The sequence below is a fragment of the Thalassotalea coralli genome (genome assembly GCF_055786205.1).
Genome location: NZ_JBVVBK010000004.1, coordinates 250,630 through 271,906 on the forward strand (window position 1 = coordinate 250,630; position 21,277 = coordinate 271,906).

Below are 21,277 nucleotides of genomic sequence, written 5' to 3' on the forward strand. Positions count from 1 at the left end.
GGGGAGAATACTCCCCCATATACAACAGATTTATTGAGTAAAGAGAATATTATGATTAACGTTAGCCCAAAAAGTGTTTTAGAAAGTCAGCAAAAAGTCGACTTGGCTAATTTAGCGCCAGAGCAAAAGGCGCTTGATATAAATAATCTTAACTTGTTCTATGGTGAGAAGCAGGCGCTGCAAAATATCTCCATGGCAATTCCTAAGGGGCAAGTGACGGCTTTTATCGGTCCAAGTGGTTGTGGTAAATCAACATTACTTCGTTGTATCAACCGCATGAATGACTTAGTTGATTCTTGTCGTATCGAAGGTGAAATTAACCTTCACGGCCAAAATATTTACGATAAGCATGTAGATGTTGCCGCGCTTCGCCGTAAAGTTGGTATGGTATTCCAACGTCCAAACCCATTCCCGAAAAGCATTTATGAAAATGTTGTTTACGGTTTGCGTATTACGGGCGAAAACAACCGCCGCGTGTTAGACGAAGCAGTAGAAAAATCTTTACGTTCTGCAGCATTGTGGGACGAAGTGAAAGATCGCCTACACGACAGTGCGCTAGGTCTTTCAGGTGGTCAGCAACAACGTCTAGTTATTGCCAGAGCCATCGCAATTGAACCAGAAGTGCTATTATTAGATGAACCAACGTCTGCACTTGATCCGATTTCAACGCTAACCATTGAAGAACTGATCAATGACCTTAAGAAACAGTTCACGGTTGTCATCGTAACGCATAACATGCAGCAAGCTGCACGTGTATCGGACCAAACAGCATTTATGTACATGGGTGATCTTATCGAATATACCGATACTAACACCTTGTTTACGACTCCGGCTAAGAAAAAGACGGAAGATTACATTACTGGACGTTACGGTTAATTTAGGGACTAATAGGAGAATTCTGTGGATAATTTAAATATCGGCCGTCATATCTCGGGCCAGTTCAACGAAGATTTAGAGCGTGTAATTAATCACGTAATGCAAATGGGTGGCTTAGTTGAGAAACAACTAAGCGATGCTTTAACATCTGTTTATGAAGCCGATGAAGAGCTAGCGCAACGTGTTCATAACAGCGACTATATGATCAATGACTTAGAAGTGAGTATTGATGATGAGTGTACGCGTATCATAGCCAAGCGCCAACCAGCAGCGGGTGACTTGCGCTTGATTATGGCAATTGTAAAAACGATTGCGGATTTGGAACGTATCGGTGACGAAGCACAAAAGATTGCTGAAGTAGGTTTGCAAGGCCTTAGCAGCGAGCATAAAGATATGCTGATGAACCTAGATAATCTAGGTCGTAAAGTATTAGAAATTCTTCAAATTACCCTTGATGCTTTCACGCGAATGGATGTTGAAACGGCAATCAAAACTCATGCGAGTGATGCAAAAATTGACCGTGAATACGAAGCCTTGATGCGCCAATTAATGACGTACATGATGGAAGAGCCTCGCTCTATTCCACAAATTATGACGGTTATTTGGTCAGCTCGTGCTTTAGAACGCATTGGTGATCGTTGTCAAAATATTTGTGAGTACATTATCTATTTCGTTAAAGGTAAGGTTGTCCGTCACACTACTGCTGAAGATATTAAGAAAATTTGATAATCGTGTAAAACGATTGTTTATTAACCAAATTTGTGTTGATATACGCAAGCTTTTAAATATTCGACTATGTTAAATAATTGTTTAACATAGTCGTTTTTTATATGAGGGTATTAAAATCAAATTCTTGGCGATTTATGCTTGTAAATAGCCACGAATAGGTTAATATCCGCGCCGAAAAACAACAAAGAGCAATTGTGCTCCTGGATAACATTATGGCAAATAATTCAATACTAGGTGTATTTGCAAAATCACCATTGAAACCATTAGAAAAACACATTCGTATGGTTTCTAAGTGTTCTAACCTTCTTGTTCCATTTTTCGTTGCCGTTAACGACAACGACTGGAAAACAGCGAATAAAATTCGTGATGATATTTCAACGTTGGAAAAAGAAGCTGATGCGTTAAAACGTAAATTGCGTTTAGAACTTCCTGGTGGCTTGTTTATGCCAGTAGATCGTGCTGATTTACTCGAGCTATTAACGCAGCAAGATAAAATTGCAAATAAAGCAAAGGATATTGCTGGCCGTATCATCGGTCGTGAGATGGAAATTCCAGAACAACTTCATTCAGAATTCACCCTTTACGTTCAACGTTGCATTGACGCAATCGAGAAAGCTGCTGAAGCGATTAACGAGTTAGATGACTTGTTAGAAACTGGCTTTGGTGGTCGTGAAATTAACATCGTTGAGAAAATGATCCACCAATTGGCTGCGATTGAAGACGATACAGATTCACTGCAAATTTCTATTCGTAAGAACTTATTAAACATCGAAGACAGCTTAAAGCCTGTTGACGTAATGTTCTTATATCAAATTATTGAATGGGTTGGCGATTTAGCTGACTTAGCTGAGCGTGTTGGTGCACGTTTAGAAATTCTATTGGCAAGAAAGTAAGGAAAAGTCATGGATATTTTAGTTACACATGGCGCTACTCTTGTCATGATCGCAGCCATTGTTGGCTTTTTTATGGCGTGGGGTATTGGTGCAAATGACGTTGCAAATGCAATGGGTACCTCTGTTGGCTCAAAAGCGCTAACAATAAAACAAGCAATTATTATTGCGATGATCTTTGAATTCGCAGGTGCTTACCTAGCAGGTGGTGAGGTAACGTCCACAATTCGTAAAGGTATTATTGACCCTAGTTTCTTTGTCGATATTCCAGAACAGTTAGTATTCGGTATGATTGCTGCGCTATTGGCTGCGGCAACATGGTTATTGATTGCTTCTATCCTAGGCTGGCCTGTTTCAACGACACATTCTATTGTTGGTGCGATTATTGGTTTCGCGGCAATCGGTGTAAGCCCTGACACAGTCGCATGGGGTAAAGTTCTTGGCATTGTTGGTAGCTGGATTATAACGCCGCTTATTTCTGGTGTTATTGCCTTTATCATATTTAACAGCGCACAGAAGTTGATTTTCGATACCGATAATCCTTTAAATAATGCACGTCGTTATGTCCCTATTTACATGTTCTTAGCGGGCTTTGTTTTATCACTAGTAACCATCAAGAAAGGTCTTAAGCACATTGGCTTAGACTCAGTAGATTTAGGCGTTGTTGCATTCGATCTTAAAGGTGCTGGCGGTTATTACTTAGCGATTATTGTTGCTGCGATAGTGGCGCTTGTCGGTAAAGCATTTATCGCTAAGCTGAAGTTTGACGATGCAGCTGACAAATCAACTCAATTTACTAACGTTGAAAAAGTTTTCGCTATTTTAATGGTAGTAACAGCATGTTGTATGGCGTTTGCCCACGGTTCAAACGATGTTGCTAACGCAATTGGTCCATTAGCTGCGGTAGTAAGTATTGTTGATAATGGTGGTGAAATTGTTAAGAAGTCTCCATTAGTATGGTGGATTCTACCTCTAGGTGGTTTAGGTATTGTTGCTGGTTTGGCTATATTTGGTCACCGAGTAATTGCCACTATCGGTAAAGGTATTACTCACTTAACACCTAGCCGTGGTTTTGCGGCTGAATTAGCAGCTGCTTGTACCGTTGTAATCGCTTCTGGTGCTGGCCTACCTATTTCAACAACACAAACACTTGTTGGTGCTGTTTTAGGTGTTGGTATGGCTCGCGGTATTGCAGCAATCAACCTGAGTGTTGTAAGAAACATTGTTGTTTCTTGGGTGATTACACTACCCGTTGGTGCAGGTTTATCAATCTTGATTTTCTGGATGTTAAATGGATTCTTCGGTTAATCGAATTAAGTCCACTTAATACCTGTAAAAAAGCCATCAGTTAACGATGGCTTTTTTTATGTCTTTTTTTTGGGAGGGAACTTAACCCTAAAGGTGACAGTGGAAAGTACTACTTGTCTGTACGTCGAGTAACTTCAACTAAGTGATAACCAAACTGGGTTTTCACTGGCCCAAGTATCTTGTTTATTTCACCGGTAAAAACGATATCATCAAACTCTTTTACCATTTGACCTTTACCAAATGAACCTAGTGCGCCTCCTTGCATTTTAGAAGGGCAGGTTGAAAACTCTTTCGCGACTGTTTCGAATTTAGCACCGGAGTTAAGTTTAGCTTTTAACATCAAGCACTGTTCTTCGCTGTCTACTAATATATGTCGAGCAGAAGCTGTGATCATAATGAATAATTGCTTATAAAAACCGTAATATTAAAGCTAACTTGAATTTTCCTGTCGTGCAAATAACTTTTTCTTTTAAATTGTGATAAAAGTTTACGTAAGGGTTATTTTAATGAAAACTAAGGCAAAAATTATATAAAGTAGCTCTTAGTGATAATCGAAAATAATAAAAAATAAAGTTTTTTTTATTTTTTCCAAACTTTTTTCGATGCCGTCTCGACTTAATAGTTAAACATAGAATATCAACAAATAAACATAGGAATAAGCGTGTTTGAACGCAGCGATGAAACACTAGTAAAACAGGCCTTAAAAGGAAAGAAGTCGGCTTGGTTAACATTAGTAAAACGCCATGAAAAGGCGCTCTATAACTATGCCTTGCGCATGGTGAGTAATCGCGAGGATGCTTTAGACCTAATGCAGGATGTTTTTATATCTGTCTTTAGGAACCTAGCTTCGTTTCGTGGAGAAAGCCCTTTTAAAGGCTGGATGTTCAAAATTGCTCACTATCGTTGTATTGAATTCTATCGACGTAAAAGGCCGATGCAGTCATTAGACGATAGCCCTGAGTTTGACCAAGAAGATGAGGCAAGTTGCCCTGAGTTTTCCGCTACATCAGGCCAAAGGGCACAAGAGATACAAGCGGCATTAGCTATATTGCCGGTAAACCAAAAGTTGGTGGTTGAAATGAAGTTTTTTCAACATGCGACTTTTGAAGAGATTGCGCGCCAGTTGGGCATTTCGACAAATACAGTTAAGTCGAGACTATACAGCGCGTTAGACAAATTAAAAGATCATTTGGAGTTGGATTATGTCGCATAAAAATAATACCGACACAGAAAAAGCATTTGAAGCCTGGCTTTCTGAGCCTGATTTACAAACACCACCAGATACTGAGCGCGAAAGTGATTGGCACTGGCGTAGAGAAATGGCCCAACATTTAATGCATCATGTAGAGGTATCGCCTGACGAAAAAGTGCCTAACTGGGACAGAGAGGCAACGTTTGAATCGGACAAAAAGCCATGGTGGCAATGGAGTGGTTTACCTGCTATGTCTTTTGCTTTCTCTTTGTTCGCCATTGGCTTGGTTATCTTTAAAGTTGAATTGGTGGTGCAAGATAGTGGCGTATTACTTAGCTTTGCTGGCAGCCATCAACAAGCTCAAACGCAAGATATCGAGCAAATGATTGATAGCCGATTACAACAGTTTGCCAATGAGCAGCAAGTTATTTTAGCTAATATGACGGCTGATTTAAGAGAAAAACAACAAGACAGTAACTTGCAGCTAGCTAGCTACATAATGGGGGCTTCTAGGCAGGAAAGGAAAGAAGATTTTACTGACTTTATTAACTACATCAATGATCAACGCGCAGAAGATAAGTTTGATCAAAATATGCAGATGAAACAGATTCAACAAACATTACGAATGCAAAATAGCAACATTAAAAATTTAGGTCTGCAGGCTCAGCCAGCAGAGTGGTCAACAGAGGAATAATGCCATGAAAAAGACTCGCAACTTAATCGCAAAAGCTATGATTACTGGAGCGCTTGCTGCTTCTGCTGTTGGCACCACAGCAGTAGCTGATGAATATGCTTCCATGCATAAACAACTTAACATTATGAGTAAAATTATTAAGTCGTCGATGAATGAAAGCCAGTCACGACGCTCGTCTCGAATTAACGGCGTTGATAGCGTTTATTTAAAGGGCCAAGGGGTCGTATTTACTATTAGCTCAAATGCGCATCATAGTAACTGGGGAAATTACAACTTCAATTTCGTCATGCCTGATGTACCAGTACCACCTGTAGCACCAATGGCCGACATTCATATTGATATTGATGATGATGATATGGAAGAAGAAATTACTCGCAGTATGGCAGAATCGATGGAAAAAGCGGCAGAGAGTTATGAGCGCGCAGTAGATTCGCTTTATGAAGAGCGAGAAGAGTATCGAGATATTAGAAATACTCAGCGTGATCTAGCCTATGAAATGCGAGAAATTGAGCGTGAGCTTAAAGATCTTGAGTATAGAATTCGTCGAGGCGATAAAGAAGCAAAAGCTGAAATCGCTCAAAAACAAAAAGAATTGGCTCAGGAGCGCAAAAAAATTGAGCAGGCGCAAATTGAGCTGAAGAAAAAAGCAGAAGTTGTCGCAAAGAAACAAAAAGCGAAGCGTCAAAATCAAGAAAAAGAGCGCAAAGAGTATTACGGGAAACTATCAAATGCTTTGGCTGAAACCTTTTGTTTATATGGTAATGGTTTAAAGGCTGTTCCTAGAACCGAGAATGTAAGCTTGATTATCAAGTCTGGCGGAGAGAAAAAGGGAAACCGCTATATGGACAAAATTTATGTGTTCAGTAAAAAAGACATAAGTGATTGTGCAGTAGATAAAATTTCTGTCGCTAAACTTCTGGAAAAGGGTAAAGGCTACCAGTTCTAAAACTGGTAAACGCCTAAAACAAAAGAGCCACTTTATAGTGGCTCTTTTGTTTTCAATACTGACACTAGAAATAGTGCTATAAAGTAACTTCTTTATCTAGCGGCACTGCTTCTTTGTCTTCTTTTTTCTCTACCATTTGGTAATGAGGCTTATCATCAAAAGAAGATAAAAACATCTGTAGCTTATCGTTGAAAATAGCGGTTAATTCATATAGTTCATTGCGCTTTTTAGCTTTACACGTACTGTAATAAGCGTTGGAAGTAACCGGCTTTTTTTCAACTCGATTTAACTTAATGGCAGTACCTTCACTAGGTAATTCAGGGAGGAAAAATGCATACTGTGCCTCTTGCTGGTCAAACTCTTCAAGCTCTTCTAGAGTCGGCTCGAGATCGGCCGCTACCGAAGTGGCTGCAATTAAAAGCGATGTACCGCAAAGTACTGTCAAACGCTTAGCTAATGATTTCATTTCACTATCCCCATGCCAAGATACTGGTTCGCTAATGACATCTAAATATTAACAAACTTCCATGATTGGTTATATTTTACTCTAATTGTAACTGAAATGTAATGCCAGTTTTATCAGATAAACTGACATTTTTTCGAGACTAATTACAATTGTAATAAAAGCTTCGTAGTATAACCATGTTTGCTGTTAAGTTGTCAATTAAGCATTTAAGCGCTTTTGAGTTGTTCCTTAACTTGTTGTTTTGCTTGTAAACGGTAGGCATGTAGTAAAGGCTCCGTATAACCACTAGGCTGTGTTAAACCTTGAAAAACAAGTGACTTTGCTGCTTTCATCGCTAGATTGTTTTCTGCGCCAACAAATAGAGAACGATAGAGCGGGTCATGAGCGTTTTGTTGGTCAACTACTTTAGCCATTTTTGTAAAGCCAGCCTCAATTTGCTCTTTACTGCAAATACCATTTAGTAGCCAATTGGTTAGATGTTGGCTTGAAATACGCAATGTCGCTCGATCTTCCATCAATCCTACATTGAAAATATCCGGTACTTTGGAACAACCAATACCCTGATCTATCCAGCGCACCACATATCCAAGTATGCCTTGAATATTGTTTTCTAGCTCTTGGGTAACTTGCTCTTCACTTGGTTTCTCCGTTGTTAGCAACGGGATTTCTAAAATCTCGTCAATGTAACTCGCGCAAGTATCTGTTTGCTTGTGCACCTTGAACGGACTTACTTGATGATAATGCAGAGCATGTAAGGTCGCAGCTGTAGGTGAAGGAACCCAAGCGGTTGTTGCTCCTGCGGATAATTGCGCCTTTTTCTGGGCCATCATGTCGGCCATATTGTCGGGCACTGCCCACATGCCTTTACCTATTTGTGCTTTTCCTGATAGACCGCACTTTAAACCAACGGCAACGTTATTTTGTTCGTAGTTAGTTAACCATGATGTTTGTTTCATCAATAGCTTGCTCGTCATAGTTCCTGCGTGCATTGAGGTATGAATTTCATCTCCAGTTCTATCTAAGAAACCAGTATTAATAAAGACAACACGATCTTTGGCAGCATATATACAGTTTTTCAAATTAAGGCTGGTGCGACGCTCTTCATCCATTATTCCCATCTTGATTGTATGTCGATTTATCCCTAGTAAGTCTTCTACACGATTAAACAGCGTATTAGCAAAAGCGACTTCTTCAGCACCATGCATCTTAGGTTTAACAATATAGATGGATCCTTTAGAACTATTGATACAAGCGCTTTGACGGCGTAGATCAAACAGTGCAATTAAAGAGGTAAATATGGCATCCAAAATCCCCTCGAAAATGGGAGCTTTATGCTGATCTAAAATCGCGTCGTTTCGCATTAAGTGACCAACGTTACGAATAAACATGACACTTCGACCTGACAGTGTTTTTTCTTCACCTTGTATGGAGGTATAATGCTTATCCGACGACATGTTGCGTGTTTGCGTGTTCCCGTTTTTAACAAAACTGGATTGTAGCGTACCTTGCATCAAGCCTAGCCAATTCTGATAACTCGTTATTTTGTCTTCAGCATCAACCGCAGCAACAGAATCTTCGCAGTCCATGATAGTCGTTAATGCAGATTCAATATTGATATCGCAAATACCTGCTAAATCCCGCTGCCCGATTTGATGGCTCTTATCAAAAATAACTTCGATGTGTAAGTTGTTATGCTTGAACATTAAAGAATTGGGAGCTGTTTTATTGCCTGTAAAACCTTGCCATACATCTTGACTTTTTAACGATGTTTGCTGACCGTCCGCTAAGCTAATAATTAATTCGTCTTCAACAATTTGGTAATCAATAGCTTGGTTGTGAGAGCCTATTGTTAAGGGCAAAGCTTCATCGAGAAAGCTCTTTGCGTACTCAATAACTTTTTGTCCTCTTACAGGGTTGTATGCAGCCGTTTTCTCAGCACCTTTTTCAGCAGAAATAACATCTGTCCCATATAGCGCATCGTATAAACTTCCCCAGCGAGCATTCACCGCATTGAGTGCAAACCTTGCATTCATGATTGGTACAACAAGTTGGGGTGCTGCGATAGTTGCTAACTCATCGTCTACCTTTGCTGTTTCAATCAAAAAGTCGCTAACTTCTGGCTCCAAGTAGCCAATATTGGTGAGAAAGGATTTATAGTCGGCTGGGTCTAAATTGCCATTATTTTGATGGTATTCATCTATTTTTTGCTGGAGTTGCTCTCGCTTCTCTAACAGAGCTAAATTACGAGGGGTTAATTCTGCAACCAGATCTGAAACGCCATGCCAGAAATTTTCGCTATTCATCGCCAGCGGAGATAACACGTCTTTTTCGATAAAATGATAAAATGCTTGGTCTATGTGTAAATTGGCTTGCGAAATATAAGTAGACATGCTGACCTCTAATGGAAAATGAAAAGTTTCAATAAGACTTTCAGTTAAGACTTAGTCACAATGTAAAAATTAACCTAGGTTTGAGCAAGTGGTGTCAAAGAGTATTCGTCCAAATAAACTTACTTATGGCGAGAGTATAACTCGTTAAGTTTATGAAAAATAAGGATAAGGCTTGTCTTTTTGGCTGGTTTTTTACCCATATTGTCTTTTTGAATAACCACTATTTTCAATGTGAATGTAAGATGGTTTTATAGAAATTTTGTGAATATTGCTGGTGGCGATCTATTTGAGCAAACTAGGTAACAAACCGAGAAAGCTGTTACCTAACTAAGGTGTTCACTATTGGTACTATGATTGGTGCGATAACCGCCGTAACGGTCGCAGAGAAAATTAACGCTAAAGAACTATATGCAGTATGTACGTAACTTAGTTGGCTCATTGCACTTGTGCCCAAAGCGTGACTAGCGGCACCAACGGCTAGTCCTTGAGCTTTGGCGTCTTTACAGCCTACTTTTTCGAGTAAGTCAATTCCTTTAACCGCACCGACTAAGCCGGCAATGATAATGGCAAAAGCGGTAACAGCCTGGTTGCCATCGAGTTCGTGAGTAAGTGCCAATCCTATAGGTGTTGTCACCGACTTTAAGGCGATAGAGGTAGCCAGTGCGTGGTTGTTTGTCGCAAACCAAGTTAGCAAGTAGCTAAGGCTAATAACAAAGCCTGCACCAAAGGTTAGAATTAAAGCGATAGATTTCCAATGGCGCTTAATTGTTGGTAGCTGTTGATAAAGAGGGTAACCAAGTGCGACAACGGCAGGCTCTAATAGTTTACTTAGCCAGGTTGTTCCCATTTGATAGTCTTGATAATCAACGTCAAAGCAATAAAGTATTGTCATCAATGATAATACAGCGAACAACATGGGGTTTAGCCATATCCAATTCGTTTTAGCTTGCACTTTTACATAACCATAAAAGCAAGTAATAGTCAGTACACTATAAAGCAATAAGCTAGCCTGCGACGGCAAAAACGTGAGGTAATCATTCATAGCTTTCAGCCGCTTCCGCTTTTGTTTTAGCATTAATTCTGTGCTGCATAAGCTTGCCGACAAATACCAATAGACCTGCCGTTGTTACGCAAGTTAAAATGATAAGTTCGAGTCCAAATTCCTTCATCAATGCAAGATGTTGTACCAAGCCAACCCCTGCTGGAATAAAAAATACCGCCATGTTTTTTAAAAACCAATGAATACTATTGGTCACACGCTCTGCTGAGATTAGGCGAACCTGAAGTAAGGTTGTAAAAATCAACATCCCGTAAAGACTCGCAGGTAGTCCGCCAACTAGGTGATAGATACCGTAACCGCCTAGTAAACAAATGGTGATGGCGAAGATACTGTAAACAAGGTCGACAAAATGATTAACGCGTTTTTGCTTGGTGCTCATTCGCCGCCTCTATCACTAATTGTCGAAACCAAACATGGCTAGCATCGTGATGTAGCAGTGGACTCCAGATCATTTTCAATTCAATATCAGGAATTTCAAACGGTGGCTTCAAAATGGTGTAGTTGTTATCGTCTTTATGAAGCATCGCTGCTTTTGTCGGCAGTGTTGCGACCAGGCCGTCTTCATAAGCTAGCTGCATAGCCACATGATAACTTCGTGTGAATACCTTAATGTCACGTTTCTTGCCTAGTTTAGCGAGTGCTTCGTCAACCCAGCCTAGCTTTTGCACGTCTTTCGGGTCCATGCCAACACCAACACCAAAGCCAGTTTTTGATACCCATACGTGTTTAGAAGCTAAATAAGAGTTCAAGTTAAATTTTGAGACCACTTCATTATCGGCACTCAGTAAACAGGAAAAGCCGTCTCGCCAAATTGTCTTTTGATGGAAAGATTGCTGAAGTTCATCAAATCGGTTTATCGCCATATCAATTTTACCCGCTTCGACGTCGTGGAAGGTCACATCACTAGGCGTCATTATGTCTATCGTCACATTCGGTGCAATCTGGTTTACTTTTCTAAGCAGTACCGGCAGTAAAGTAGACGCCGCATAATCACTGGCCATCAAACGAAACACACGTTGGCTGTTAAGCTCATTAAACTCTTCTTCACCTTGTAATGCTTCTTCTAGATCAAGCAATATCTTCCTTAGTACTGGTGATAAAGCTCTCGCTCTTTCTGTTGGTACCATACCGTCAGAAGTTCTCACTAGTATAGGGTCATTAAATAGTGTTCTTAGTCGCTTAAGGCCATTACTCATAGCAGGTTGAGTAATGTTTAACTTATTTGCAGCTCGGGTAACATTTTTTTCTCTAAGCAAGACGTCTAGGTAAATCAACAGGTTTAAATCTATCTTTGAAATATTCATTGTATTGATGGCCTACATAACTTTCATAAATGCAGTATATGACACTGTTGGCGATAAAGTGCAAGGCTACTTTGGTCGATAATTGATGAAATCAGTAAGTTAACTTCAGTGTTATAAAGCTTAATTTTCTGATTTTGTTAGAAAATGTGCTTTTCTATTTACCTTTATAATTTTTGTGAATGGTGGTGATAACAATAATATATTTCATAAATGTCTCTGAGGTCGATTACCTTTTTGTACATGGATATGACAACTTCCAACCAAAGTTACATCCAAGTAAATGACATGAGTTTCGCCACGGGAGAGAACAAGATGACAGGTTACAATTCAGAAATTAACTCAGCTCAACAAACTATTGATAAACAAAATAATTGGGCATCTATTAATGCAGAATCTGTCGCGAGAATGCGTATGCAAAATCGCTTCAAAACAGGTATTGAAATAGCGAAATATACCGCAGGCATTATGCGTAAAGACATGGAAGCTTATGATAAAGATCCTAGCTTATATACCCAGTCTCTTGGCTGTTGGCATGGCTTTATTGGTCAACAAAAATTAATTGCCATTAAAAAGCATTTTCAAAGTACTGATCGTCGTTATCTTTATCTTTCCGGCTGGATGATCGCTGCGCTACGTTCTGAATTTGGCCCGCTACCAGACCAATCAATGCACGAGAAAACATCGGTACCTAGCTTAATTGAAGAGCTTTATACTTTTTTGCGCCAAGCAGATGCACGTGAACTTGGCGCGTTGTTTAGAGAGTTAGATGCTGCTAAAGAGGAAAGTGATGAAGTAAAAGCGAAAGAGGTTCAATCGAGTATTGATAACTATCAAACGCATATTGTGCCAATTATTGCAGATATCGATGCTGGTTTTGGTAATGCGGAAGCAACGTATTTATTGGCAAAACAAATGATTGAAGCGGGCGCTTGTTGTATCCAAATTGAAAACCAGGTATCTGATGAAAAACAATGTGGTCATCAAGATGGTAAAGTTACCGTGCCTCATGCTGACTTCTTAGCAAAAATTAACGCTGTACGTTATGCCTTTATGGAGTTAGGTGTAGATGACGGTGTTATCGTTGCACGTACTGATTCATTGGGCGCTGGTTTAACTAAACAAATCGCTGTGTCAAATGAGCCAGGTGATTTAGGCGACCAATACAATAGTTTCTTAGATTGTGAAGAAATTAACGCTGAAGATTTGGCGCAAGGCGATGTAGTACTCAAACAGAACGGTAAATTAGTTCGTCCTAAGCGTTTAGCAAGTAACCTTTTCCAATTTAAGCAGGGTACAGGTGAAGCACGTTGTATTCTTGACTGCATTACTTCATTGCAAAATGGTGCGGATTTGATTTGGATTGAAACGGAAAAACCACACATAGGTCAAATTGGCGGCATGGTAAATGAAATTAGAAAGACTATTCCAAATGCTAAATTGGTTTATAACAATTCGCCATCATTTAACTGGACGCTAAACTTTAGACAGCAAGTATTTGATGCTATGCAAGAAGAAGGAAAAGATGTTAGCGCTTATGACAGAACGCGTTTAATGAGTGAAGAGTACGACAATAGTGAATTAGCATTAGTTGCTGATGAAAAAATCCGTACTTTCCAACGCGATGCTGCAAAAGAAGCAGGTATTTTCCACCATTTAATTACTTTACCGACTTACCATACGGCTGCATTATCGACGGATAACCTTGCAAAAGAGTACTTCGGTGAACAAGGCATGCTTGGTTATGTACTAGGTGTTCAACGTAAAGAAATTCGCCAAAGCATTGCCTGTGTTAAGCATCAGCACATGGCTGGTTCAGATATGGGCGATGATCATAAAGAATACTTTGCTGGCGAGGCAGCACTAAAAGCCGCTGGTAAAGATAATACTATGAACCAGTTTGCTAATATCGCTTAACGCTAAAAACGTTTAAGATTTCATTAAAATGTCACCACGATCTGGTTTGATCCGGATCGTGGTTTTTATATTTTTTCGTTGCAATTTTTTGTAAAAGGCGTATCTTACTGTTTTTATATACAGGCTTGTGGTGGCGAAGTAAACGCCTCTGCTTCATATTACTAAGAGTTAAGGGAAACTGATGGCTGTTGAGAGTAGATTTGTTGTCATTAGACAAGGTGTGGAGGTTGAAACGTTTATGGATAAGAAAGCCGCTGACGAATATGACAAAATGTTGGATATGGCAGACAATCTTACTGAAATGTTTGAGCAAGCGCCGATCGAACTAAATGATGAAATGAAAGAAGAACTGAGCATATTCTTAGCTAAACACCGTGAAGATGTTTTAATCGCGCTACAAGCGAAAAAACCTAAGGTGGTTAAAAAACCTGCTCATGCAGAAGAAGCCGTTGTCGAAGAAGCCCCTGTAGCAGAAGTAAAGCCTGTTGCTAAAGAAGCCAAACCCGCGGCCAAAAAGGCAACTAGAACAGCCAAAACCACAAAAGCAAAAGCTAGCAAGGAAGAGCAAGCGGAAGATGACGCTGCATAAGTAGCGGATTGCGATGGTTGATTATCAATTGCGCCGCTGTAGCCGGCGTAAAAACATTGCCGTTAAGGTACAAAATGCTCAGGTGATTGTTACTGCGCCTAACCATGTTTCCGAATCTTATATTTCACACCTAATCGCTGAAAAAGAATCTTGGTTAAAAAGTAAAATTAATCAACAAGAAATAAGTAAGACGTTCGCAAACGATTTATCATTAAACGGTCAACTTTGGTTTGATGGTCATTGTGTCCCGTTAGTTGTTGGTTATGACGGCACTGGCACTTCTTTTCAAAACGATCATATCTACTGTGGTTTAGCAAAACGATACAGCGGTCAAACTACTGAGAAACAACTAAAGCACCTGAAGAAACAACTTGAAGCTTGGTATGCGTTAACCGCGAAAAACATCCTGCCCTCCAGGCTTATGCAAATAGCTGAGAGTATCGGGCTCATGCCTGAAAATATTAGCATCAGAAAATACAAGGCTAGATGGGGCAGTTGTGATAATAAAGCTCACATCAAGCTTAACTATTTTCTTATGATGTTACCAAAGCACGTAATTGACTATGTCTTAGTCCATGAGTTGTGCCATTTACGACACCTAAATCATAGCCAAGATTTCTGGCAATTAGTTGCCGATCATTATCCAAACTTTCGCGATGCGAAAAACTGGCTTAAAGAACACCAACGATATCTAATATGGCCGGAAACGTAATTTTCTTATAAACCGGTATCTCGGTTTATAGCTTGGTTACATTTTTAAACAGCTCAGTAACTATCCCTTTCAGACTTCACTTTACTTTTCTAATAGCATGGTCACAGTTCAACGTTGAATTTAATACTTTCAACAGCTTGGCATAGATTTTGTTTAATATTTCAGCATGAATTGCTGACATTCGGCAAATTGGATGAAAGTTGGAATATGGAGTCGAGAATGAAATTTAATAGTTATAGTTTTAAAATGACTTTTATATACAGTGCTTCTGCAGTGCTGTCTTTGGTATTTTTGAACCTCCTTATAAGTTTATAAATTATTTGAAGATCCCGCTTCGAATAAAGTAACACTCTGCCTTAGTATGTAGAGTGTTACGCCTTCTTATTTCTTAAAAAATTGTTAACAACATTTTAACATGTGGTTGGTTGTATACAATTTAGATTCTTATTTGAGCAAAAAAAGCTTATAAATAAACAAAAAATTCTTATTTTCCTGCCTAAATACGTTAACAGAACGTCAATTTTAGGGTAAATTAACGCCAATAAAATAAAAACAATAAAGGAATATTCAGAAATGAGTTTTTCCGTCCTTATCTGCGATGACTCAAATTTAGCTAGAAAACAAGTATTAAGAAGCCTACCAGCTTCGCTTTCTGACAATGTTCAATTAGCGACAAACGGCGAAGAAGCAATTGGTATATTGTCTAGTCAAAAAATTGACGTTCTTTTCCTAGATTTAACCATGCCCGTGTTAGATGGTGTTGGTGTATTAACCGAAATTAAAAACCGCGGTATAGAAGTCATGGTATTCGTGATATCTGCCGACGTTCAACCAGAAATGCAAAGTAAAGTACTTGACCTCGGCGCATCTGCATTTTTACGTAAACCTGTTCAACAAGAAGTATTGAATCAACATTTAACTCAATATGGTTTGGTATGACTGTGATAAATTTAAACGCTGATCAACAAGACTGCTTACAAGAGCTTATCAATGTCGCTATGGGACAGGCAAGTGATCAGTTAGCACGTTATTTAGACACCTTTGTTTATCTTAAAGTACCTAAGATCGAACAAGTAAGTTCTCAAGAGATTTCAGCAGAGTTTCACACTGAAGACAATAACGCCGCAGTTGTAAGCCAAGGATTCTTTGGTTACGAAGGGATCCGTGGTGAAGCGTTGTTAATTTATCAACCGCAAGATTCTGATAGGTTAGCTGACCTACTCGGTTATGAGCCTGACGAACTTTCGGTGGAAGAACAAATCATAGATTTAAGTTCAATATTAACCACGACGTTTCTCAATGTATTTGCAAGTCAAATCGACAATCAAATGTCGTATAGTGCGCCTAGGTTATTGTCAAATAATAAGTCAACGCTGTCAGAGCATATCGAGCAGCAAGCATTTAATTGGGATCTAGCGCTTAAAGTTAAAATTACTTATCAGGTAACGGACTATTCCTTTAATTGCGATATGGTACTTTTGATTCCTGAATCGGCATTTGTCGACATTACTCAGGTATTAGATCGTATTCTGGAATCTTTCTAATGCAGAACGGTAGTGTTTGTACAACAATTTTTGAGCGACTTAACACCGGTGTCGTTGTCGTTGATCTTGATTTAAAAATTGTCGAATTCAATCGGTTTATGCAAGTGCATTCTCACAGAGAGCACAGCGACGTTATTGAACAGTGTATTTTCGAAGTATTCCCTGAATTACCGAAAAAGTGGTTCGAAAGAAAATTATCAAGCGTCGTGCAATTGCGATCCCCAAGTTTCTGTTCTTGGGAACAAAGACATCACTTGTTTGAATTACCTCATACCAGACCAATTACTACTGATAGCCCTGTAATGGCTCAAAACTGCACGTTTTTACCTATTGAAAACGATGGACAAGTAACCCACGTTAGCATACTGGTAGAAGATGCAACTGACGTTGCTCACTTTCAATCTAAGTTAAATAGAGCCTTGGAAGAATTAGCGAAAGCAAATCGCATTGATGGCTTAACTAAGGTATTTAACCGCAAGCACTGGGAAGAGTGCTTAGATAAAGAGTTTTCTCGTGCGCGCAGATATGGCCATGATCTAGCGTTAATTATGTTTGATTTAGATAACTTTAAACAGCTGAATGATACATATGGGCACCAAGCAGGCGACAAAGTTTTAATGGAAACTGCGCAAAATATTCAAAATTTATTGCGTTTGTGTGATCAATTTGGTCGTTATGGCGGTGAAGAGTTTGCCATTATTTTGCCAGAAACAGAGTTAACCGGTGCTTTGGATGTTGCAGAACGAATCCGTAGTGCAATTGAGCAAACCGTTATCGACTATCAAGGCCAAAGTATTAAGGTTTCTGCGAGTGTCGGTGTCGCAACTATTGGTCAACATAACAAACGCTATGAAGATTTAATCTCTTTAGCTGATTGTGCTTTATATAGCGCTAAAGAAAAAGGACGAAACAACGTTTGCGACGCAATTTCGGCCGCATGCCAAGTTGGTTAAAGTTTACGTTAACGTAATACCTATTCACAAATCATCTAGTTATATTCGCTTTTTATCTACTTTATTCAGAAATTAGTGTTGACACTCTAATTTAAATCAGGCATTTTACTCGCTATGAAATTGAATACGCGCCTAATTACCATTATTACCACTACCACCCTTACAGGGATGGTGGTCATTGGCTGACGCGTAAAAGAAAGTATTTTATCAAAGCCCGTGACCATAAAGGTAACGGGCTTTTTTCGTTTTTAGAGGGTGTAAAAATGCGAGTGTTAAAATTTGGAGGCTCTTCACTAGCTTCTGCCGAAAGGTTTGTTCAAGTAGCGAACATCATCATGGAAAAGGCAGTAGCATCTCCGGTTGCTATTGTTGTCTCAGCGCCACAAGGTGTAACCAATCACTTAGTAGCGATGGCAGAAAATATTAATGACGAACAGCGACTAGAGTCAGATTTAGCACACTTTCACCAAGCTATTGAAACCATTATTAATGACTTAAAAGCAAGTGTTGCAGGCTTTGAAGTGAACCATGCAGAACAAGCTCTAGCTAACTGGGAACAACAGTTACATCGCTTCTTAAAGGGCGCAAACCTCTTAACGTATTGTCCTGAACACGTTAGAGCGGTAATTATCAGTATCGGTGAGCGATTAAGTGTTGCGATATTGGAGTCGGTTCTATCAGCACATAGTAACCAAGCCGATGTTATTGAACCTGAAAAGTTTTTACGAACCAATGACGTATCTTTGAATGCTTTAGCTGATTTAGTTTTGTGTAAAGAAAAGTTCTCTCACGAATATGACAATTTAGCTAATATCTCTATCATGCCTGGCTTTATCGGTGTTGATAGCAAAGGGCAGGTAACAACGCTTGGTCGCAATGGCTCTGACTATTCTGCAGCGGTGCTAGCGGTATGTGCGCAAGCAGAGTGTTGTGAAATTTGGACAGATGTTGACGGTGTATATAATGCCGATCCGCGCTTAATTAAAGACGCTCGTTTACTTGAGTATCTCTCTTATCAAGAGGCGATGGAGCTATCCTATTTCGGTGCGAGTGTATTACACCCGAAAACAATAGGCCCTATTGCCCAGTATCATATTCCTTGTTTAATTAAGAATACGCAAAACCCATCGGCACCAGGCACATTAATTGCCAACGAAAACGATCAGAAAAAACAAGTTAAAGCGATTTCAAATTTAGATAATTTGACTATGGTAAATGTTTCGGGCCCAGGCATGAAAGGCATGGTTGGAATGGCAAGCCGAGTGTTTGCCGCAATGAGCCGAGAAAACATTTCCATAGTATTAATCAGTCAGTCTTCTAGCGAGTACTGCATAAGCTTTTGTATTCACTCCGCCGATGCAGAGCTTGCTAAAGAAAGCTTGCAACAAGAGTTTGAGTTGGAATTACTGAACAGTCTACTTGAGCCAATTGCACTAGAAGATGAATTATCTATCGTGTCACTTGTAGGCGATGGTATGCACCATCAACAAGGTGTTGCGGCTAAATTCTTTTCATCTTTGGCACAGGCTCGAGTCAATGTTGTCGCCATAGCACAAGACTCGTCAGAGCGCAGTATTTCGGTTGTTATTGAAAGCAGAAAATGTACAGATGCGTTAAAAGTGAGTCATCAAAACTTTTTCTCTCATAAACCAACTATTGACGTATTCCTTGTTGGTTGCGGTGTTGTAGGTAGCGAATTAATCGATCAAATCGCACGCCAACAGCCAAAATTAAAAGAGCAGAATATCGCGCTGAAAGTTTATGGTGTTGCTAATAGTAAAGGCATGGTGTTAAACAAAGACGGTATTGATTTAAATAATTGGCAAGCGCTTTTAGGTAAAAATACTGTTGAACTAACGGTTGAAAACATTAAAGCGTTTGTTCGAGAAAATCATTTGATTAATCCAGTGCTAGTTGACTCTACGTCAAATGAAGAGCTGGCAATGAGCTATGTCGACTATTTAGCAGAAGGCTTCCATGTGGTAACACCTAACAAAAAAGCCAATACGGACAGTTGGGAATACTACCAAGCACTAAGAAGTACGGCACAAAAAACAAATCGTCGCTTTTTATATGAAACAACGGTAGGAGCGGGTTTACCTGTTATTGATACCTTGCAAAGCTTAATTAAAGCGGGAGATGAATTGTTACAATTCGAAGGTATATTGTCTGGTTCGTTATCTTATATCTTCGGTAAGCTAGAGGAAGGAATGACACTTTCTGAGGCAACGGCGATTGCCAAAGAAAATGGTTTTACTGAGCCGGATCCTAGAGATGACCTTAGCGGTATGGATGTGGCACGTAAACTGTTGATTATGGCGCGTGAAGCAGGCATGCAACTGGAGCTAAGTGATATCAAAGTAGATTCAGTATTAGGTGATGACTTTGACGCAAGCGGTGATGTTGATACTTTTATGGCGAATTTACCGAATTTAGATAAGGTATTTGCAGATAGAATTGATTCCGCTAAACAGTCAGGTAAAGTTTTACGTTATATCGGTAATATCATTGATGGTAAATGCCAAGTATCGATTGAAGCTGTCGGCACTGACCATCCTTTATATGCAATTAAAGACGGTGAGAATGCGCTAGCTATTCACAGTCGCTATTATCAACCGCTGCCATTTGTACTAAGAGGGTACGGTGCAGGCGCTGCTGTAACCGCAGCAGGTGTATTTGGTGATTTATTACGTACTTTAGCTTGGGAGCAACAACATTAATGGCTGTTTCAGTATTCGCGCCGGCGTCGATCGGTAACCTTAGTGTCGGTTTTGACGTACTTGGTCTTGCCGTGTCTCCCGTTGATGGTACCTTGCTTGGCGACGTTATTTCGGTGGAAGAGGCAGAGCAAAATGAATTACACGTGATAGGTGTATTTGCCAATAAGCTACCATCAGATGTTAAAAGTAATATTGTTTGGCACTGCTTAGAGTTATTTAATAGTGAATTAGATAAGCGCCAGGTGTCACCAGTACCGGTTAAGTTAACGCTTGATAAGAAAATGCCTGTGGGTTCAGGTTTAGGCTCGAGTGCTTGTTCTGTGGTAGCTGCTTTGGAAGCACTAAACTGTTTTTATCAATCACGTGGTAAGAAACTGTTTAGCAAGGAAGAAATGCTCAGGCTAATGGGGCAAATGGAAGCTCAAATCAGTGGTTCATTGCACTATGACAACGTAGCACCTTGCTATTATGGCGGACTGCAGTTAATGGTTGCAGATGACGCGATCATCACCCGAGCATTGCCGACATTTGATGACTGTTATTACGTCATGGCATACCCTGGTATTGAAGTGTCTACCAAAGCGGCTCGAGAAGTATTACCTACAGAGTACTCGCGTAGTGACTTAATACAGCAATCTCAAAGCTTAGCGACTTTTGTTGATGCCTGTCATAGGCAAGAAAAACTTGCGGCATTTTCTGTTGTCCAAGATCTTGTGGCTGAGCCATACCGTCAGCAGCTATTACCAGGCTTTTCTGCGGCGAAGCAGTATTTACAAGAGCAAGGCGCGCTAGCGGTTGGAATTTCTGGCTCTGGCCCTACGTTATTTTGTGCCACAGATGACGCAGAAAAAGCGCAACAATTTGCCGATTGGCTAAAAAAAGAATATTTAAAATACGATGCACAGGGTGAAAGCTTAGGCTTTGTTCACGTGTGCCGCGCAGATGAACAAGGTGCTCGTGCGTTATAGCACATAGAGCTACAGAGAAGTT

The 21,277-nt window shown here is 39.8% G+C and carries 21 protein-coding genes; 15 read left to right on the top strand and 6 right to left on the bottom strand.

Annotation, left to right across the window (positions count from 1 at the left end):
• Positions 1-51 precede the first annotated feature (51 nt).
• The 4 genes from pstB (at position 52) to ACOB80_RS12125 (ending at position 3,803) form a co-directional block, all read left to right on the top strand.
• On the top strand, positions 52-876 hold the full coding sequence (gene pstB, locus ACOB80_RS12110) for a phosphate ABC transporter ATP-binding protein PstB (protein ID WP_473166095.1): 825 nt from the start codon (positions 52-54) through the stop codon (positions 874-876).
• 24 nt (positions 877-900) lie between these two features.
• A complete protein-coding gene (gene phoU, locus ACOB80_RS12115; protein ID WP_473166096.1) occupies positions 901-1,602 on the top strand; it encodes a phosphate signaling complex protein PhoU in 702 nt (233 codons plus the stop codon).
• 215 nt (positions 1,603-1,817) lie between these two features.
• Positions 1,818-2,498, top strand: a complete 681-nt coding sequence (locus ACOB80_RS12120; protein ID WP_473166097.1) for a TIGR00153 family protein — start codon at positions 1,818-1,820, stop codon at positions 2,496-2,498.
• Positions 2,499-2,507: 9 nt separating this feature from the next.
• Positions 2,508-3,803: an inorganic phosphate transporter gene (locus ACOB80_RS12125; RefSeq protein WP_473166098.1), complete on the top strand. Its 1,296-nt coding sequence runs from the start codon at positions 2,508-2,510 to the stop codon at positions 3,801-3,803.
• Between the two features lie 109 nt (positions 3,804-3,912).
• On the opposite strand, the gene ACOB80_RS12130 is transcribed toward ACOB80_RS12125, so the two are convergent.
• Positions 3,913-4,197 (bottom strand): peptidylprolyl isomerase, encoded by a 285-nt coding sequence (locus tag ACOB80_RS12130; RefSeq protein ID WP_473166099.1) that lies wholly within the window; start codon positions 4,195-4,197, stop codon positions 3,913-3,915.
• A gap of 267 nt (positions 4,198-4,464) precedes the next feature.
• On the opposite strand from ACOB80_RS12130, the gene ACOB80_RS12135 reads away from it, so the two are divergent.
• From ACOB80_RS12135 to ACOB80_RS12145, 3 genes are read left to right on the top strand one after another with little or no spacing between them, the layout of a single operon-like run.
• Positions 4,465-5,016 (top strand): RNA polymerase sigma factor, encoded by a 552-nt coding sequence (locus ACOB80_RS12135; RefSeq protein WP_473166100.1) that lies wholly within the window; start codon positions 4,465-4,467, stop codon positions 5,014-5,016.
• The gene (locus ACOB80_RS12140; RefSeq protein WP_473166101.1) at positions 5,006-5,689 is read left to right on the top strand and encodes a hypothetical protein; all 684 of its coding nucleotides are present in this window, start codon (positions 5,006-5,008) and stop codon (positions 5,687-5,689) included. The genes ACOB80_RS12135 and ACOB80_RS12140 overlap by 11 nt, the downstream gene beginning before the upstream one ends.
• 4 nt (positions 5,690-5,693) lie before the next feature.
• Complete coding sequence (locus tag ACOB80_RS12145; RefSeq protein ID WP_473166102.1) at positions 5,694-6,635, top strand: AAA family ATPase; 942 nt, start codon at positions 5,694-5,696, stop codon at positions 6,633-6,635.
• A 76-nt stretch (positions 6,636-6,711) separates the two neighbouring features.
• Here ACOB80_RS12145 and ACOB80_RS12150 read toward each other — a convergent pair whose 3' ends face one another.
• The 5 genes from ACOB80_RS12150 to ACOB80_RS12170 form a co-directional block, all read right to left on the bottom strand.
• On the bottom strand, positions 6,712-7,101 hold the full coding sequence (locus tag ACOB80_RS12150; protein WP_473166103.1) for a hypothetical protein: 390 nt from the start codon (positions 7,099-7,101) through the stop codon (positions 6,712-6,714).
• 206 nt (positions 7,102-7,307) lie between these two features.
• Positions 7,308-9,491, bottom strand: a complete 2,184-nt coding sequence (locus ACOB80_RS12155; RefSeq protein ID WP_473166104.1) for a malate synthase G — start codon at positions 9,489-9,491, stop codon at positions 7,308-7,310.
• Between the two features lie 319 nt (positions 9,492-9,810).
• Positions 9,811-10,533, bottom strand: coding sequence for an LrgB family protein (locus ACOB80_RS12160; RefSeq protein WP_473166105.1), 723 nt, complete (start codon positions 10,531-10,533; stop codon positions 9,811-9,813).
• Positions 10,526-10,930 carry a CidA/LrgA family protein gene (locus ACOB80_RS12165; protein WP_473166106.1) on the bottom strand — a complete coding sequence of 135 codons (405 nt, stop codon included), beginning with the start codon at positions 10,928-10,930 and terminating at the stop codon, positions 10,526-10,528. The genes ACOB80_RS12160 and ACOB80_RS12165 overlap by 8 nt, the downstream gene beginning before the upstream one ends.
• Positions 10,905-11,855, bottom strand: a complete 951-nt coding sequence (locus tag ACOB80_RS12170) for a LysR family transcriptional regulator (protein ID WP_473166107.1) — start codon at positions 11,853-11,855, stop codon at positions 10,905-10,907. Before ACOB80_RS12170 ends, ACOB80_RS12165 begins: the two co-directional genes overlap by 26 nt.
• A gap of 312 nt (positions 11,856-12,167) precedes the next feature.
• Here ACOB80_RS12170 and ACOB80_RS12175 point away from each other — a divergent pair, with 312 nt between their 5' ends.
• From ACOB80_RS12175 to thrB, 8 genes are all read left to right on the top strand, one after another.
• A complete protein-coding gene (locus tag ACOB80_RS12175) occupies positions 12,168-13,769 on the top strand; it encodes an isocitrate lyase (RefSeq protein WP_473166292.1) in 1,602 nt (533 codons plus the stop codon).
• 181 nt (positions 13,770-13,950) lie between these two features.
• Complete coding sequence (locus ACOB80_RS12180) at positions 13,951-14,358, top strand: YebG family protein (protein ID WP_473166108.1); 408 nt, start codon at positions 13,951-13,953, stop codon at positions 14,356-14,358.
• Between the two features lie 13 nt (positions 14,359-14,371).
• Positions 14,372-15,070: a M48 family metallopeptidase gene (locus ACOB80_RS12185; protein WP_473166109.1), complete on the top strand. Its 699-nt coding sequence runs from the start codon at positions 14,372-14,374 to the stop codon at positions 15,068-15,070.
• A 573-nt stretch (positions 15,071-15,643) separates the two neighbouring features.
• Positions 15,644-16,009, top strand: a complete 366-nt coding sequence (locus ACOB80_RS12190) for a response regulator (RefSeq protein ID WP_473166110.1) — start codon at positions 15,644-15,646, stop codon at positions 16,007-16,009.
• A complete protein-coding gene (locus tag ACOB80_RS12195; protein WP_473166111.1) occupies positions 16,006-16,614 on the top strand; it encodes a chemotaxis protein in 609 nt (202 codons plus the stop codon). The genes ACOB80_RS12190 and ACOB80_RS12195 overlap by 4 nt, the downstream gene beginning before the upstream one ends.
• Entirely contained in the window at positions 16,614-17,567 is a 954-nt protein-coding gene (locus ACOB80_RS12200; protein WP_473166112.1) for a GGDEF domain-containing protein, read from the top strand. Before ACOB80_RS12195 ends, ACOB80_RS12200 begins: the two co-directional genes overlap by 1 nt.
• 263 nt (positions 17,568-17,830) lie before the next feature.
• On the top strand, positions 17,831-20,287 hold the full coding sequence (thrA, locus tag ACOB80_RS12205) for a bifunctional aspartate kinase/homoserine dehydrogenase I (protein ID WP_473166113.1): 2,457 nt from the start codon (positions 17,831-17,833) through the stop codon (positions 20,285-20,287).
• Positions 20,287-21,255 (top strand): homoserine kinase, encoded by a 969-nt coding sequence (thrB, locus tag ACOB80_RS12210; protein ID WP_473166114.1) that lies wholly within the window; start codon positions 20,287-20,289, stop codon positions 21,253-21,255. The genes thrA and thrB overlap by 1 nt, the downstream gene beginning before the upstream one ends.
• Positions 21,256-21,277: the final 22 nt, after the last annotated feature.